At 70.2% G+C, this 15957-nt stretch carries 13 protein-coding genes and 1 pseudogene; 2 read left to right on the forward strand and 12 right to left on the reverse strand.

Translation table 11 applies throughout. The features are described 5' to 3' along the window. From ACLEQD_RS19165 to ACLEQD_RS19220, 12 genes are all read right to left on the reverse strand, one after another. On the reverse strand, nt 1-448 hold a 448-nt coding region (locus ACLEQD_RS19165), incomplete at its 3' end, for a hypothetical protein (RefSeq protein WP_410385752.1). Further along, nucleotides 445-1644: a hypothetical protein gene (locus ACLEQD_RS19170; protein WP_410385753.1), complete on the reverse strand. Its 1200-nt coding sequence runs from the start codon at nt 1642-1644 to the stop codon at nt 445-447. The genes ACLEQD_RS19165 and ACLEQD_RS19170, both read right to left, overlap by 4 nt. Beyond that, complete coding sequence (locus ACLEQD_RS19175; protein WP_410385754.1) at nt 1641-2201, reverse strand: c-type cytochrome; 561 nt, start codon at nt 2199-2201, stop codon at nt 1641-1643. The genes ACLEQD_RS19170 and ACLEQD_RS19175 overlap by 4 nt, the downstream gene beginning before the upstream one ends. After that, nucleotides 2198-2743 carry a DUF3341 domain-containing protein gene (locus tag ACLEQD_RS19180; RefSeq protein WP_410385755.1) on the reverse strand — a complete coding sequence of 182 codons (546 nt, stop codon included), beginning with the start codon at nt 2741-2743 and terminating at the stop codon, nt 2198-2200. Before ACLEQD_RS19180 ends, ACLEQD_RS19175 begins: the two co-directional genes overlap by 4 nt. Before the next feature lie 4 nt (nt 2744-2747). Next, nucleotides 2748-4190 (reverse strand): NrfD/PsrC family molybdoenzyme membrane anchor subunit, encoded by a 1443-nt coding sequence (gene nrfD, locus ACLEQD_RS19185; protein ID WP_410385756.1) that lies wholly within the window; start codon nt 4188-4190, stop codon nt 2748-2750. 5 nt (nt 4191-4195) lie between these two features. Next, nucleotides 4196-6235 (reverse strand): 4Fe-4S dicluster domain-containing protein, encoded by a 2040-nt coding sequence (locus tag ACLEQD_RS19190; protein ID WP_410385757.1) that lies wholly within the window; start codon nt 6233-6235, stop codon nt 4196-4198. Then, nucleotides 6183-7406, reverse strand: a complete 1224-nt coding sequence (locus ACLEQD_RS19195) for a TAT-variant-translocated molybdopterin oxidoreductase (RefSeq protein WP_410385758.1) — start codon at nt 7404-7406, stop codon at nt 6183-6185. Before ACLEQD_RS19195 ends, ACLEQD_RS19190 begins: the two co-directional genes overlap by 53 nt. Further along, nucleotides 7403-8065 carry a cytochrome c3 family protein gene (locus ACLEQD_RS19200; RefSeq protein WP_410385759.1) on the reverse strand — a complete coding sequence of 221 codons (663 nt, stop codon included), beginning with the start codon at nt 8063-8065 and terminating at the stop codon, nt 7403-7405. The genes ACLEQD_RS19195 and ACLEQD_RS19200 overlap by 4 nt, the downstream gene beginning before the upstream one ends. Before the next feature lie 555 nt (nt 8066-8620). Beyond that, entirely contained in the window at nt 8621-9274 is a 654-nt protein-coding gene (gene pdeM / locus ACLEQD_RS19205) for a ligase-associated DNA damage response endonuclease PdeM (RefSeq protein ID WP_410385760.1), read from the reverse strand. Continuing rightward, entirely contained in the window at nt 9244-11802 is a 2559-nt protein-coding gene (locus ACLEQD_RS19210) for a ligase-associated DNA damage response DEXH box helicase (protein WP_410385761.1), read from the reverse strand. Before ACLEQD_RS19210 ends, pdeM begins: the two co-directional genes overlap by 31 nt. Further along, nucleotides 11789-13387 carry an ATP-dependent DNA ligase gene (locus ACLEQD_RS19215; RefSeq protein ID WP_410385762.1) on the reverse strand — a complete coding sequence of 533 codons (1599 nt, stop codon included), beginning with the start codon at nt 13385-13387 and terminating at the stop codon, nt 11789-11791. The genes ACLEQD_RS19210 and ACLEQD_RS19215 overlap by 14 nt, the downstream gene beginning before the upstream one ends. 3 nt (nt 13388-13390) lie before the next feature. After that, a complete protein-coding gene (locus ACLEQD_RS19220; protein WP_410385763.1) occupies nt 13391-14416 on the reverse strand; it encodes a ligase-associated DNA damage response exonuclease in 1026 nt (341 codons plus the stop codon). Between the two features lie 202 nt (nt 14417-14618). Between ACLEQD_RS19220 and ACLEQD_RS19225 the strand changes: the two genes are divergently transcribed. Both ACLEQD_RS19225 and ACLEQD_RS19230 read left to right on the forward strand, forming a co-directional pair. Then, nucleotides 14619-15533, forward strand: a complete 915-nt coding sequence (locus tag ACLEQD_RS19225) for an SH3 domain-containing protein (protein ID WP_410385764.1) — start codon at nt 14619-14621, stop codon at nt 15531-15533. Between the two features lie 72 nt (nt 15534-15605). Then, nucleotides 15606-15957, forward strand: a pseudogene (locus ACLEQD_RS19230) (anthranilate synthase component I family protein); the annotation flags it as partial.

The following is a 15957-nucleotide window of genomic DNA, read 5'->3' on the forward strand; positions in this document are numbered from 1 at the left end:
GCGCCGGGGCCTGCTGCGGGGCGGGAGCGGGGGCCGGGGCCGGCTCGCGGGCCTTCTGGGCCTCGGTCGCGATGACCTGGTCCATGGCCTGCTCCAGCGGCTTGTGGGCGGCGACGCCCGGCTGGTCACCCCAGCCGTTCTTCAGCGCCTGGTGCTGGCCGCCCAGCTTCTCCGTCGCGCGCCAGTCCTGTTCGAACAGGCGCTGGTTCACGATGCCCACCTCGTACTGGCCCACCGCGGCGGGGCGGGGGGGAGGACCGTCCGGCTGGGCCTCCTGCATGGTGACGACCTGGATGCGCCAGGCCCACACCGCGCCCACGAGGAAGAGGACCATGGCGCCCACACCGACGCCGACGACCTTCCCCATGACGAGGTGGTCTTCCTCGGCCGCGACGCCATGCGCGCCGACGATGACCCGCGATTCGACTTCGGACTGGGTCTTCTTCATGGCTGCACGTACCTCAGGGACTCCGCGATGTAGGGGTCCTTCACCGGCAGCGTGTACCGGCCGCGCGCCCGGAACAGGGCGTAGCCCACCGCGACGCCGCCCACGCCCACGAAGGCCGTGAGAATCGTCCAGTGGAACGTCGGACCGGCCTCACCGGAGAACGCCGGCCAGATGAGCCAATACAGGTCCACGGCGTGCATGAGAAGCATGTAGGTCGCGGCCACGGCCAGGGTCCTGGGCATCTCCTTCAGCTTGCGTGACAGCAGCGTGAAGAAAGGCAGCACGAAGTGGCCGAAGAAGATGACGTAGGAGACGCCGCGCCACGGGCCGTACATGCGCAGGCCGTACCAGGGGGCCTCTTCCGGGATGTTGGCGATCCACACCAGCAGGAACTGGGAGAAGCCGATGTAGGCCCAGAACGCCGTGAAAGCGAAGATGAGCTTGCCCAGGTTGTGGTAGTGCGACGTCTTCACCAGGCTGCCGTACAGGTCCTTGCCCTGGGCGCTCACCGTGGCCAGCGCGAGGACGCAGAAGGCGGCCAGGAAGCTGCCGGCGAAGTAGTAGGCGCCGAAGATGGTGGACTGCCACAGCGGGGTGAGGCTCATCAGCCAGTCGAAGGCGGCGAAGGTGATGGTCAGCGCCAGGAAGGGCAGGGCGCCCGGGGAGAACTTGCGCTGCTTGACGGTCAGCTCCAGCTCGCCCGTCTCATCCTGCTTCGTGCTCCAGCCGTACAGCCGGTGCGAGACGAAGATCCACACCGCGAAGTAGATGACCTGGCGGAAGGCGAAGAAGCCCAGGTTCAGGTAGTGGGCCTTCTTGTGCGCCAGGTGCTCCACCTCCACGCCGTGGATGTGGGCGGCCAGCGGCGAGCCGTCCACCCAGGGGTAGAGGTACTTCATCATCGGGATGAGGGCGAGGATGAGCACCGCGAAGACGGGCACCGCGATGGAGATGGTCTCCATGGCGCGGCGCAGGACGATGGGCCACTTCGCCTTGGCCGTGTGGAAGATGGCCAGCATGATGAGGGCGGACACGCTGATGCCGACCCAGTAGGTGAAGCCCAAGAGGTAGCTGAAGCTGGTCGCCTCGGGGTTCATGAAGAAGCCCACGGCGGTGAGCACGAGGCCCACCACGCCCAGGCCGAACGCGGGCACCATCAGCTTGGGCGTGCCGGTGTAGCGCTCCATGGCAATCATCGGTTCTCCTGCGGGACGGGCTGCGTCCCGGCGGTGCTGCGGGCGGCCTGCAGCGCGCGCACATAGGCGACGACGGCCCAGCGCTCACGCGTGTCGAGCTCACCCGAGAAGGACGGCATGATGCCGTAGCCCTCATTGATGGCGGTGTAGAAGTGGCCGGCCGGCTTGTCCGCGAGCTCCAGCAGGGACGGAGGCAGGCGCAGGGCCATGTTCTCCGCGACGACGCTGTTGCCGTCGCCGAGCACGCCATGACACTGCGAGCAGACGATGTTGTACTTCTTCTGGCCCAGCGCCAGCAGCTGCTTGTCCACCGGCAGCGGGATGGCGCTCACGGCGACGCCGTTGGCGCGGCCCGTGGAGATGCCCGGGTTGCCCACCGGCCGCTCGCGCGGGACGGTGCCGGCGGGGGGCACGCGCATGGCGCGGCCGTCCGGCCAGAACTCGGACGTCTCGTAGTACTCGTACTTGGCCTGGTTCTCCATGCGCTGGAGGAACTCCGAGCTGACGTTGCAGCCCGTGAGCGCGGCGAGCCCGGCGGCGGGGATGAGCCACCTCATTCGTTCTCTCCCGACACGACGGTCACGTGGGTCGCGCCCAGGGCCGTCAGCTGGTTCTTGACGTCCGCGGCGTCCGTCCCCGTGGGGTGCGGGATGCTCAGCCAGTAGCCGTGCGTGGACGCGCTGCGGAACTCTTCCGACTCGAAGGCCGGGTGGTAGGGCTGGGGCAGCTTGCTCAGGCCCAGCAGGCCAAAGAAGATGCCGAACGCGGCGAACAGCACGCTCAGCTCGAACGTGATGGGCACCCAGGCCGGGAGGCTCAGGATGGGGCGACCGCCGACGTTGAGCGGGTAGTCGATGCTGTTCATCCACGTCTGCATCGTGAGGGCGGTCACCATGCCGGTGAGGCCGCCGCCCAGGGCGATGAAGGGCATGCGAGAGGGCGGCAGGCCCAGCGCCTCCGACCCGCCGTGCAGCGGGTAGGGGGAGTAGGTGTCCATCCCCTGGAAGCCCTTCTCGCGCATCTGCTGCGTCGCGGAGACGAGGGCTTCCGGGGTGGCGAACTCGGCCAACACCCAGGAATCAAGGACCTTGGCTTCCATGATGCTAGTGCGCTCCGTGGGTGAGGGTGCCCGCGCCGGCGGTGTCCGCGCCGTGGCCATGGGCCGCGTGGGCGGCGTGCTTGAGCTCCAGCTGGAGCTCCTTCACCTCGCTCACCGCGACGGCGGGAACGAACTTGAGGAACAGGAGGAACAGGGTGCCGAACAGGCCCAGCGTGCCGACGTAGATGCACCAGTCCACCCAGGTGGGCGTGTAGATGTCCCACGACGAGGGCAGGAAGTCCTGGGAGAGCGACGTCACGATGATGATGAAGCGCTCGCACCACATGCCGATGTTCACCGCGATGGACGCCACCCACATGATGGGGATGCTGGTGCGGGCCTTCTTGAACCAGAAGATGTTCGGCGTGACGACGTTGCAGGTGATCATCAGCCAGTACACGCCGGCGTAGGGGCCCGTGGCGCGGTTCACGTAGAAGGTCCAGAACTCGTACTGGTTCATGGAGTACCAGGCGATGAAGTGCTCCATCAGGTACCCGTAGGACACGAGCAGGCCCGTCGCCAGGATGACCTTGTTCATGTTCTCCAGGTGGCGGTCGGTGATGACGTCCCGGAGGCCCAGGTACTTGCGGGCGGGCACGATGAGCGTGATGACCATCGCGAAGCCGCTGAACACGGCGCCGGCCACGAAGTAGGGCGGGAAGATGGTCGCGTGCCAGCCCGGAATCTGGGACACGGCGAAGTCGAACGACACGATGGTGTGCACGGACACCACGAGCGGCGTCGAGAGGCCGGCGAGCAGCAGGTAGCCGACCTTGTAGTTGTGCCAGTGACGGCCGGAGCCGCGCCAGCCCAGGGCGAACAGGCCGTAGATGGTGCGCTGCAGCTTCGTCTTGGACGAGTCACGCAGGGCGGCCAGGTCCGGGATGAGGCCCACGAACCAGAAGAGGGCGGACACCGTGAGGTACGTGGAGATGGCGAACACGTCCCACACGAGCGGCGAGCGGAACTGCGCCCAGGCGCCCAGGGTGCTGGGGTAGGGGAACAGCCAGAACGCGAACCAGGGACGGCCCGTGTGGAGCAGCGGGAACAGACCCGCGCACATGACCGCGAACAGCGTCATGGCCTCCGCGAAGCGGTTGATGCTCGTGCGCCACTTCTGCTGGAAGAGCAGGAGGATGGCGGAGATGAGCGTACCGGCGTGGCCGATACCGACCCACCAGACGAAGTTGATGATGTCGAACGCCCAGCCGACGGGCTGGTTGTTGCCCCACACGCCGATGCCGCGCGCGAGGGTGTAGGTGACGCCGATGACCAGGAGGCCCAGGGCGGCGGACGTCAGGCCCAGGAGCATGAACCAGCCCTTGCCCGGCTTGCGCCAGACATGGTCCAGCAGCGTCTCATTGAGGGACTTGTCGTCGTGGTGCGGCGCGACGAGGTCCCGGGGCTCGAGGGGGTCGAGCGGGAGTGCGTGTGCGGTCTCGGCCATGACGGTCAGTGACCTCCTTCGTGCGCCGGCGCGGCTTCAGCAGGGGCGGCGGGCACGAGGGCAGGGTTGGGGTTGCGCAAGCGGATGAGGTGGGCGGTGCGGGGGCGGGTGCCCAGCTCGTGCAGCAGCCGGTAGGCACGCTCGTCCTCGTGGAGCTGGGTGACGCGCTGGGCGGGGTCCGCGAGCGAGCCGAAGGCGATGGCCTGCGTGGGGCAGGTCTGCTGGCACGCCGTCTGGAGCTCCTTCTCCTGGATGAGGCGCTTCTCGACGCGGGCGTTGATGCGGACCCGCTCGATGCGCTGCACGCAGTAGGTGCACTTCTCCATGACGCCGCGGTTGCGCACCGTGACGTCCGGGTTCATCAGCATCTTCTCGGTCGGCGTCTTGCCCTGCGTGTAGTGCAGGTAGTTGAAGCGGCGGACCTTGTAGGGGCAGTTGTTGGAGCAGTACCGCGTGCCGATGCAGCGGTTGTACACCATGTCGTTGAGGCCCTCGTCCGAGTGCACGGTGGCGTTCACCGGGCAGACGTACTCGCAGGGGGCCTTCTCGCAGTGCACGCACGCGACGGGCTGCATGATCATGGAGGGGTCGTTCTCATCGCCCTGGAAGTAGCGGTCGATGCGCAGCCAGTGCATCTCACGGCCGACGCCCACCTGCTGCTTGCCGACGACGGGGATGTTGTTCTCCGCCTGGCAGGCCACGACGCACGCGCTGCAGCCCGTGCAGCGCGACAGGTCGATGGACATGCCCCACTTGTAGCCCTCGTCCGGCTTGGTGGCGTACTCGAAGTCCGGCAGGTTGTTCTTCTTGCCCAGCTCGAACTTGCCCTGGACGCGCTCCAGCGTGTGCTCCGTCGCCTTCGACGGGTGCGCCAGCTCGCTGACGGGCATGTCGAGCGCCAGCGGGCGGCCCTCCATGCGCCAGTGGTACTGGGTGCGGGCGAACTTGTGGCTGCCGCGGGCCTTGGTCAGCTTCGCGCCGCCGTCGAACCAGGGGGCGCTCGCGGTGCGCAGCCGGTTGGCGTTGAAGCCCACGCCCTTGGCGACCACCTCGTGCAGGCCGGTGCGGCCGTAGCCCAGGGGCACGGTCACGGTGTCGTCCATGTGGCCGGGGAGGACGGTGACGGGGACCTGCAGCTTGCGCCCGGCGTACTCCAGCTCCGCGACGTGGTTGTTCTCCAGGCCCAGCCGCTTGGCGGTGGCGGGGCTGAGGATGGCGGCGTTCTCCCAGACGATCTTCGTGATGGGGTCCGGCAGCTCCTGGAGCCACGCGTTGTTCGCGAAGCGGCCGTCCAGGACCTTGTAGTCGTGGACGAAGTTGATCTCCAGCTCACCGTCGGCCGGCGGCTGGTACCCGGCGACCAGCGTGGAGGCGGCGTCCAGGTTCGGCGTGGCCGTCAGCGCGGCGGCGCCGCTGCCGGGGACGATGCCCTCGGAGACCCAGGTCTCCCAGCGGGTCTCGAAGTCGGCGCGGCCGGCCTCGCCACCCTGCGCGGCCCAGTAGTCGCGCAGCATCTGGTAGGCGGGGCGGAAGGGCTCGTCGAGGAACAGCGCGAACAGCTCCGCTTCCGGCACGCCGTTGAAGAGCGGCTGGATGAGGGGCTGCGCGATGCTGACGGTGCCGTCCACCGCGCGGCCGTCGCTCCAGGTCTCCAGCTGGTGCGCCAGGGGCACGAACCAGTCCGCGAACTGGGCGGTCTCGTCCTCGTAGTGGCCCGCGTACAGGACGGACATCGCCTTGCGGTTGGCGTTCTGCTTGGCGTCCAGCACCTCCGCCAGGCCCGCGTCCACCGGCAGGACGTAGAGGGGGTTGGTGGCGGTGATGATCAGCGTGTCCACGCGGCCGGCCTTGATGTCCTCCACCAGGGCGCGCACTTCCGCGAGGCCGGAGGCTTCCGGGGCGGCGGCCGGGACGACCTGCACGGTCGTGCCCACGTTGCCCAGCGCCACGTTGATGGCCTGCGCCAGCGCGTGCACGGCGGCGGGCTGGCGCTCACCGGCGATGACCACGCCGCGGCCCGTCTTGGACCGGAGGTCCTGGGCCACGGCCTGCACCCACGAGGAGACCTCCGGGCGCCACCGTGCCGGCCTTGCCGGACGCGGCGGCGCCCAGGCTGGCGGCGGGGCCACCCACGGCCTGCGCCAGCGCGGCGGCGATGCCGAACACCTCGGAGGACTTCACGCGCAGGCGGTGGTCCGCCATGCCGCCGGTGATGGACAGGCGGGCTTCGGCGACGTAGAGGCGGTTGAGCTCGCCGTTCTTCAGGTCGCGGCGGTCCGCGAACTGGCGGTTGAGGCGCAGGTTCTCCGGGCGGCTCTCCAGGAAGTCCGCGTCCAGGGAGACGATGACGTCCGCGCGGGTCAGGTCGTAGACGGCCTGGACCGGCTGGCCGAACAGGGCGCGGTGCGCCTCCGCGGCGGCGGAGTCGGAGAGGGAGGAGAACGCGTGGAAGCGCGCGTTGGGCAGCTTCTTCTGGATGCGGCCCATCACGTCGCGCAGCATCGGGGAGCTGACGGGCTCGGTGAGGAAGCGCAGGCGGCTGCCGCCGTCGGCCGCGGCCTTCTGGCCGACGAGGGCGGAGACCTCCTCGGCCAGCACGCGCAGCGAGCGGGGGTTGTTGCCCTGGCGCAGCACGCGGGCGCGCTGCGGGTCATAGAGGGAGAGCAGGAACGCCTGCTCGAAGAGACCCGCGGAGCCCTTGTTGATGGGGTGCTGGGGGTTGCCCTCGACCTTGATCGGACGGCCTTCGCGCGCGGTGATGAGCAGGCCGGAGGTGTGGCCCGAGAGCGTCATGCCGGACGCGTAGTGCAGCGGGTTGCCCGGGGTGACTTCCGGCGGCGTCTTCGTGTACGCGACCAGCCGCTCGTCCTGGGGACGGGTGCTGCACGCGGTGGCGCCGGCCAGGGCGAGCGACGCGCCCAAGAGCTGCATGAACTCGCGGCGGGCGAAGCCGGCGGGGGGCAGGTCCGCGCCGACGGGGAACTCCGGGCGGGTCTCCTCCAGGAACTCCGGCGTGGCGAGCTTCTCCTCCAGGCCGAGCCAGTACGTCTTGCCGTACGCGCCCTCCGCCGGGACGGCGCGGGTGGAGGCGTGCTCGAGGGCTTCCGTCACGACGTCGTGGGCGTGGGGGGCGGCCTCGTTGCGGCCCGAGACGACCGGGAGCGCGAAGGACGAGGGGGTTTCCTGCGCGGGCGCGCTGTCAGGCTTGGTGTTCATCGGTGGCATGTGGAGCAGCTCGTGCGCGAGTGAACGTCGTATTCCTTGGTGAGCTTCTCGGCGAGGGCCGAGGCTTCCGCCTTCTCCGTCGGAGGCGCCCAGGTCATGCTGGTGATGAACTCCGGGGGCCGGAGGTTGGGGCCGGGGTTGCGGTGGCAATCCAGGCACCAGCTCATCGTCAGCGGGGCGGACTGCTCGATGGCGCCCATCTGGTCCACGCGGCCGTGGCAGGTGGCGCAGCCGACTCCCTTGCCCACGTGGATGGAGTGGTTGAAGTAGACGAAGTCCGGCAGGTTGTGGACGCGGACCCAGGGGATGGGCTGGTCAGCGAAGAACGCCTTGCGGACCTCCGTGAGGTACGGGCTCTTGTTCCACACCTGCGCGTGGCAGGACATGCACACGGTGGTGGAGGGGATGCCCGCCGACGGGGACTTCTCCACCGTCCAGTGGCAGTAGCGACAGTCGATCTGCTCGTCACCGGCGTGGTGCCGGTGGTCGAACTCGATGGGCTGTTCCACCGGGCGTGCCTGATTGGTCACGAGCGGGCTGCGCACGTAGGCCAAGAGGCCGCCGATGGCGATGGCGGGCACGGCGAGGAGCATCGCGGCCGACAGGCGCGACACCGTATTCGTCCAGCGTGGGAAGAGAGGGCCGCTCATACCAGGACCAGGGTCAAGAGGACTGAAGGCGACATGGAAGCAGGGGTGGACGCGGGGAAACCGTTCGGCGCGGAAGTCAGGGGGGCCGTCCCGGTCCCGGTGGACCGGGCGGGCGGTGGCTCCTGGCGCTCAGACGGCAAGGCAGTCACGTCCAACGAACCTCTAGGATGGTGCCGTGGGCGCGGGTCCCTCATGCATTTCCCGACCCAATGCGGCGCGGGACCATCAACCATGAACACGGCAGTGTCAACCATTCTGTGGGGAGTGGGAATAAGGATCGCTTAGCACTTCCCGGGGCGGTTGCGACAAGTTGCCCGCGCGGGGTGATGAATCCCGCTTCTGGCGATCGGAAGGGGGCTTTGCGCGAGGAGCGCCGTCCTCGGGGAGCAATCCCTCTCAGGGTGCGCGCTACAAGGTGCGACGGTGCGCGCCACGCCTGAAGCGGGGCGACTCAGAGTCCGGGTCACCGGGGTCGCGCCAGCGATCGCGGCGCTTCTGGAGCAGGCGGTCCACCCGCTCGCGCACGCGGCGGCGCCTGGCCTGGCTCATGGCGCGCTAGACCTCCACCACCGCGGTGCCGGCGACGGCGTAGACGCGGTCCTTCCTGCCCCGCCGCACGTCCAGCCCCCCGGTGAAGGCGCTGAACGCGGGCAGCACGCCCACGCCGGGGCGCAGGTGGAAGCACGGCAGCCGCAGCCGGTCCGCCCCGCCCGTCAGGCGCACCATGGGGTGGAGATGACCGGCCCACACGTAGCGGCCTGTGGCGGGCTCCGGGTGGTGGGCGAAGCGGAACGGGCCTTCATCCCAGGCGTCCTCGCGGTCCTCCATCCGCCAGGTGGGGGGGAGGGTCCGGACGTGGCGGTCGTGGTTGCCGCGTATCAGCACGACTTCCAATGAAGCATGGTTTTCGCGCCAGGCAGTCACACGGCGGATGACGTCGGCGGTGAGCCCCTGTTTCGAGTGGACGAGGTCCCCCACCAGGAGCAGCCGCCGGGCGCCGGTGGCGGTGAGGGCGGAGGACAGGCGGGCCAGGTCATCCTCCAGGACGCCCAGGGGCAGGGGGATGCCGTGCTGCTGGAAGGACTCGGTCTTGCCCCAGTGCAGGTCTGCCACGGCGAGCACGCCGGCTTCAGGCCAGTGCAGGGCCCGCTCCGGGAGCAGCTCCACGTCCGCGTCCGCTACGCGGGTCTGGCATCGGCCTGGGACCATCGCTCCTTGAGGCGCTCCACGCGGTCCAGCAGGGATTCGTTGGACACGCTCGCGCTGATGCGCTCGACGACGAGCGGGAAGGCCAGCGGCGAGGGCCGGTGGACGTGGACGACCTCGACGGGGTGCGCCTCCAGGCGCTCCAGGGTGCGCGCGAGCCGGCCCTGTTCGAACTGGTGCTCCAGCACCTCGCGGCGCGCCTGGCGCAGCAGGAGGTTGTCCGGGTCGTACTTCACGAAGACGTCATAGAGGAGCGCGGAGCTGGCCTGGACCTGGCGGGTGGACTTGCGCGCTCCGGGCAGGCCCGGCATCACCAGTCCGGCTACGCGGGCGATGTCGCGGAACTGCCGGCGCGCGAGCTCGCTCAGGTTCACGCTCTCCAGGATGTCCTCCACCAGCCGCTCGCGGGTGAAGAGGGCCGGGCGCAGGGCCTCGTCGAAGGGGAAGGGCGTGGGGGTGAGCAGCTCCAGGCCGTAGTCGTTCACCGACAGGCTGAAGGTGGCCTTTTGCAGGCGCGTGAGGCGCAGGGCGAGGAGCGCCGCCAGGCCCTCGTGCACGAGCCTTCCTTCGAAGGGATAGAGGAAGAGGTGGTGGCCGTCGCGCGTGCGGCAGGTCTCCGCCAGACAGCGGCCGTCGCCGGGGATGCGCGACAGGCGGGCCTGTGCGTCGAGGATGGGCCACGCGGCGGCGATCTCGTCTCGCGTCACGTCGCCCTGTCGCGCGGCCTCCAGCGTGCGGCGCATCGCGGAGGCGAGCGACGTGGAGAGGGGCAGGCGGCTGCCGCCCCAGCGCGGCGTCTGCGTGGCCTTGGCCTTGGCGGGCCTCACGTACGCCGTCATGTCCTTGAAGCGGCTGAACTCCAGCCGGCGGCCCGCGAAGAGGAAGGTGTCCCCGGGCTTCAGCCGGCTGACGTAGGACTCCTCCACCGTGCCCAGGTTGCCGCCGCTCCAGTAGCGCAGCTGCACGGAGGCGTCCGAGGTGATGGTGCCGATGTTGAGCCGGTGCAGCCTCGCGAGGCGCACGTCGGGGACGCGGAAGCAGCCGTCCACTTCGACCACGCGGCGGAACTCCGGGTAGGCGCGCAGCGTGGGGCCACCCTCGCGCACCAGGGCGAGCGCCCAGTCGAACTCCTCGTCGGTGAGGGACGCGTAGCTCGTGGCGGTGCGGACCTCGTCGCGCAGGGCTTCGCGGGTGAAGCCTCCTCCCAGCGCGCACGTCACCAGGTGCTGGGCCAGCACGTCGAGCGGCTTGGACAGCGGTGTGCGCGGCTCCACCTCGCGGCTGGCGATGGCGTCCCGGGCGGCGGCCATCTCCACCAGCTCGAGCGCGTGCGTGGGGACGAAGAGGATGCGACAGGTGGCGCCGGGGCGGTGCGCGCTGCGGCCCGCGCGCTGGAGGGTGCGGCCGATGCCCTTGGGGCTGCCTATCTGGATGACGCGCTCCACCGGGCCGAAGTCCACGCCCAGGTCCAGCGAGGACGTGCACACGACGAGGCGCAGGCTGCCGTCCTTGAGGCCGCCCTCCACGCGCTCGCGCTCCTCGCGGTCGATGGAGCCGTGGTGCAGCGCGAGCAGGTGCTCCCATTCCGGGCGCAGGAAGCGCAGCCCTTCGAACCAGCGCTCGGCTTGTGAACGCGTGTTGGTGAAGAGGAGCGTGGACTGCGTGGGGTCCAGCCACTCCGCCACGCGCGGGAGCATGGAGACGCCCAGGTGGCCCGACCACGGGAAGGTGTCCACCTCCGCCGGTAGCAGCGTCTCCACGTCCACGGGGCGCTGAAGATCCGCGCTCACCAGCGTGGGCTCGCGGTCCGTGCCGACGACGGTGCGCGCGGCCTCCTCCAGGTTGGCGAGCGTGGCGGACAGCGCCCAGATGCGCAGGCCCGGGGCGAAGTGGCGCAGGCGCGCCAGGGCCAGCTCCACCTGCGTGCCTCGCTTGGACGCGAGCAGTTCGTGCCACTCGTCCACGATGACGGCGCGCAGGGACGCGAAGTTCTCCGCCGCCTGCTCTTGCGTCAGCAGCAGTGACAGGGACTCCGGCGTGGTGATGAGGACCTGGGGCAGGCGCTCGCGCTGACGCTGGCGCACGGAGGAGGACGTGTCGCCCGTGCGGCTCTCCACCTCCAGGTCCGCGTCCAGGGCCAGGAGCGGTTCGCGCAGGGCCTGCTCCACGTCACGCGACACCGCTCGCAGCGGCGTGAGGTAGAGGATCTGGAGGCCCTTCTCGTTGCGCTCGGCCGCGTCCGCCAGCGGGCCGACGTAGGCCGCGTAGGTCTTCCCCGCGCCGGTTGGCACGTGGATGAGGCCGCTGTCTCCGCGCGCGTAGGCCGCCCAGGCCTCCTCCTGGAAGGCATACGGCGTCCAGCCCTTGGCGGCGAACCACTGGCGGAGCTGATCCAGCGGCGCGCCTTGGTATGGGGAAGGGCTGCGGGGGACGGGACGCTTCGCGCGGGTGCGCTTCGGTGCTTCGGTCTGATGCTCCGGCGCGTGCTTGCCGCGCATGCGATTGCGGCGGCGCGGCTTAGTGGGCTGCATGGAGCAGCCCCTTCAGCGAGTCGAGCGTGTCCGCGTCCCTCGCCGTCTTGTCCGCGCGCCAGCGGGCGATGCGGGGAAAGCGCAGGGCGATGCCTGACTTGTGTCGCGGGGACGGGGCGATGGCTTCGAAGTGCAGCTCGAACACCTGCTCCGGATCCACCGAGCGCACCGGGCCGAACTTCTCCCGCGTGTGGGTGCGGATCCACCGGTCCAGCCGCCCAATCTCCTCGTCGGTGAGGCCCGAGTAGGCCTTCGTCACCGGCAGCAGGTCCTCGCCGTTCCACACCGCGAAGGTGTAGTCCGTGTAGAGCGACGAGCGCCGGCCGTGGCCCGGGTGCGCGTAGAGCAGCACCGCGTCCACCGTGTACGGGTCGATCTTCCACTTCCACCAGTCGCCGCGCTTGCGCCCCGTCTGGTACACGGAGTCCAGGCGCTTGAGCATCAGGCCTTCGACGTTGCGCTCGCGGGACTCCTTGCGCAGCTCCGCCAGCGCCTCCCACGACGGCGCCGTCACCGAAGGCGAGATGGGGAAGCGCGGGTGGTCCTCGAGCAGGGCCTCCAGCCTCGCGCGGCGCTCGCGCAGGGGCAGCTCTCGCACGTCCTTGCCGTCCTGCTCCAGCAGGTCGTAGACGACGAACGCGGCGGGGGCCTCCGCCAGCACCTTGGGCGTGAGCTTCTGTCTGCCAATGCGGCGCTGGAGCCGGGCGAAGGGCAGGGGCGTCCCGTCCTCGTAGGCCATCACCTCGCCGTCGAGCACCGTGCCCTCGGGCAGCGCCCGGGCGGCCTCGGTGATTTCAGGGAAGCGTTCGGTGATCAGCTCCTCGCCCCGGCTCCAGAGGAACACGTCGCCCTGGCGGCGGATGAGCTGGCCCCGGATGCCGTCCCACTTCCACTCGACCAGCCAGTCACCCAACTCGCCCAGCGACTCCGCGGGCTGCTCCAGCGGGGACGCGAGGTAGTACGGATACGGGCGCGACACGTGGCCGTCCGACACGTCCGGCGCGATGAGCTGTTCGAAGAACGCCTTCGTCGGCGTCCACGTCCCCATCAGCCGGTGCGCCACGCTGGGCGGCGGCAGCCCCGTGACCTGCGCGATGGCGCGCACCACCAGCGTGTTGGACACGCCCACGCGCAGCTCGCCGGTGAGCATCTTGTTGAGCAGGAACAGCTCGCGGCGGGGCATGGACTTCCACCAGCCCACCACGCGCTCGCGCTGCTCCGCCGCCTCCAGGCCGCGCAGCGGCAACAGGCGCTCCTCCAGCCATCGGGAGAGGGGGAGCTCCTCGGCGTGCTCGGGCGGGAGGTTCGCGCCGTCGAGCAGCAGGGCAATCACCTCCGCCAGGTCTCCCACCGACGCGTAGACTTCGTCGAAGAGCCAGTCCGGGATGCCCGTCAGCTCCTGCGTCCAGCCCACCAGCAGCTTCGACGTGAGCAGCCGCTTGAGCTTCTGGCCCGTGAGGAAGAACAGCCCCCAGGCCGCGTCCTCCGGCGGCGTCTTCCGGAAGTACCGCGCCATCGCCTCCACCTTCGCGTTGGTGGAGGTCGTCTGGTCGAGCGTGTCGTACAGGTCGGCCAGTGCTCGCACGGTTCAATCCTCCGCTTCGCCCTCGAAGGGCGTGGCGAGCGGCGAGGCGTCCACGCCCCGCTCCCGCAGGTAGTGCGACAAAGGGTCGGTGTAGCCGTGCGTGACGAGCACCTTCTCCGCCTGCGTGTCCGCCACCGTGCGCAAGAGGTCCGGCCAGTCCGCGTGGTCCGACAGCACGAAGCCCCGGTCGTAGCCGCGGCGGCGCCGGTTGCCGCGCACGCGCATCCACCCCGACGCGAAGCCCGTCTCCGCTTCACCGAAGCGGCGCATCCACGTGGAGCCGGCCGCGCTCGGCGGCGCCAGCACCAGCGCGCCCGCGAAGGACGTGCCCTTCTCCGTCTCCGACACCAGCTGCGTGGGCAGCATCGCGATGCCCGCCTCGCGGTACGCGGTGACGAGCCCGTTCACCGCGCCGTGCACGTAGGCCGGCCGGTCCGTCAGCTTGCCCAGCTCCGCCAGCAGCCGCTGCGCCTTGCCCAGCGCGTAGCAGAACAGCACCGCCGAGCGCCCCGCCTCGCGGTTCGCGTCCCACCAGCGCAGGATGTCCTGGGCCACGAGGCCCGTGTCATCCCAGCGGTAGATGGGCAGACCGAACGTCGCCTCGGTGATGAAGGTGTGGCAGCGCACCACCTCGAAGGGCGCGCACGTGGGGTCCGGCGTGCGCTTGTAGTCGCCGGAGATGATCCACACCTCGCCCCGGTGCTCGACGCGGATCTGCGCGCTGCCCAGCACGTGGCCCGCGGGGTGGAAGCTCACGGTGGTGTCGCCCACCTTCAGCGGCTCGCCGTACTCCAGCGTGTCGATGACCGCGTCCGCGCCCAGCCGCCGTTGCAGCAAGCCCCGTCCGGCGCGGGCCCCCAGGTAGCGTTTGCTGCCGCTCCGGGCATGGTCGCCGTGCGCGTGCGTCACGAGCGCCCGTTCCACCGGACGCCAGGGGTCGATGTGGAAGTTCCCCGCCTGGCAGTACAGCCCCTGCGGCGTCACGGAAACCAACGGCGGTCGGTCCTGATGGGTCGTCGCGGTGGCCACGGTTCCCTAGAGGTAACGAGGCCTTGGAACAGGGGCCACCCAGGGTCCAACCTCCCGGGGCGCTCCGCTGACAAGGGGGCGGGCGTGCGTCCAGGCCCTGCTTGCGGTCCAAACGACGGAGCCAGGGACCGGAGGGCCCCTTGGATGGTGGGCGTGGACGGGGGATAAACCCGGGAACCTCCCACTTCCGGACCCTTTCGCGATGCTGACGCCCGCGCTCCTCCTGTCCCTCACCCTGGCGCAGTCCACCCCTGCTTCGGACATGGTGCTCGAATACAGCGCGCCGCTGGCGGAGGCGGGCGCGCCGGCTGCTCCGGAGGACTTCGAGTTCACCGCGTTCACCGCGGGGCAGCAGGTCTACCTGGGCGTGGACGAGGCGAACCTGCGCGCGAGCGCGGCGGCGGACGCGGGCGTGGTGCGGACGCTGATGCTGGGCACCCCTGTGCGCGTGCTGAAGGCGGGGGCTCGCGCGAAGGTCGGCGAGTACGTCAACACCTGGTACCAGGTGGCCGTCGTGGACGCGAAGGCGGCGCCGGGCGCGGCCCCTGTCACCGGCTGGGTCTTCGGCAACACGCTCACGCCGTTCCGCTTCGAGGCCGACCTGGACGGGGACGGCGAAATGGAAGTGGCCACGGTGGTGATGAGCAACGAGTTCAAGGCGCGCGTGCGCGTGCTGGAGCCGAACGTGAAGCCGCCCCGCCGCGTGAGCAGCGTGGACGTGGCGGTGGCGTCCACGAACTACGGCAGCGGTCATGGCGGCCCGGTGAAGGTGACGCTCGTCCCCGCGAAGCAGGCGGGCGTGACGCTGCTGCAACTGGACTCCACGCCGGAGCGCTGCGGCGACTACATCACGTCCTACGTGAGCTACACCGGTTCGAATGGGAAGCCGGGCGTCCTGGGCAAGGCGAAGCTGGCGCTGGAGCTGGGCGGGCTGATGGACCCGCCGAACATGAGCTCGTTCGAGGTCTCCTTCCAGCCGGCCGCGAAGCGCGCGCTGGTGGTGCGCACGAACGAGGAGGAGGAGGAAGAAGGCGAGCCGCGGAAGGTTACGGAGCGCGAGGTCTATCAGTGGCAGGACGGCGTGTTCGCTCAGGCGAAGCCCGTCGCGAAGCCTTAAGTCGCAGAGCCCGGAAGGCCGGGCACCCGGGCGCCCCTCCGGGTGATGGAAGAGGGGTCAGGGCAATCGACCATGGATGCGCAGGAGCGGAAGGCAGCCTACCGGCAGCGCGCGGAAGCAGGCCAAGCGGTGCCGGTGTCGGTGGAGCTGCCGGCGGACCTGGATACGCCGCTGTCGGCATACCTGAAGCTGGGCGGCGGGAGCCGCGGCTTCATCCTCGAGTCGTGCTACGGCGGCGAGCGCTTCGGGCGCTACAGCCACGTGGGCGTGAACCCGGCGGGCCGCGTGCGGCTGGACCGGGACGGGCTCACGTTGTGGCGCGGCTCGCACGAGGAGCGCCGCGAGGGCCGCCCGCTGGACGTGCTGCGCACGCTGTGGCGCGAGCTGTCCGTGGCGACGCTGCCGGGCGAGCGCCTTCCTGGGC

The sequence above is a fragment of the Corallococcus sp. 4LFB genome (assembly GCF_046520365.1).
GTDB lineage: Bacteria > Myxococcota > Myxococcia > Myxococcales > Myxococcaceae > Corallococcus > Corallococcus caeni.

Excerpts from the sequence above, each read along its gene's own strand:
- ACLEQD_RS19175 (WP_410385754.1), bottom strand. The coding sequence starts at position 2,201 with ATGAGGTGGCTCATCCCCGCCGCCGGGCTCGCCGCGCTCACGGGCTGC.
- ACLEQD_RS19200 (WP_410385759.1), bottom strand. The coding sequence starts at position 8,065 with ATGAGCGGCCCTCTCTTCCCACGCTGGACGAATACGGTGTCGCGCCTG.
- ACLEQD_RS19195 (WP_410385758.1), bottom strand. The coding sequence starts at position 7,406 with ATGAACACCAAGCCTGACAGCGCGCCCGCGCAGGAAACCCCCTCGTCC.
- ACLEQD_RS19170 (WP_410385753.1), bottom strand. The coding sequence starts at position 1,644 with ATGATTGCCATGGAGCGCTACACCGGCACGCCCAAGCTGATGGTGCCC.
- ACLEQD_RS19210 (WP_410385761.1), bottom strand. The coding sequence starts at position 11,802 with ATGCAGCCCACTAAGCCGCGCCGCCGCAATCGCATGCGCGGCAAGCAC.
- ACLEQD_RS19225 (WP_410385764.1), top strand. The coding sequence starts at position 14,619 with ATGCTGACGCCCGCGCTCCTCCTGTCCCTCACCCTGGCGCAGTCCACC.
- pdeM (WP_410385760.1), bottom strand. The coding sequence starts at position 9,274 with ATGGTCCCAGGCCGATGCCAGACCCGCGTAGCGGACGCGGACGTGGAG.
- ACLEQD_RS19180 (WP_410385755.1), bottom strand. The coding sequence starts at position 2,743 with ATGGAAGCCAAGGTCCTTGATTCCTGGGTGTTGGCCGAGTTCGCCACC.
- nrfD (WP_410385756.1), bottom strand. The coding sequence starts at position 4,190 with ATGGCCGAGACCGCACACGCACTCCCGCTCGACCCCCTCGAGCCCCGG.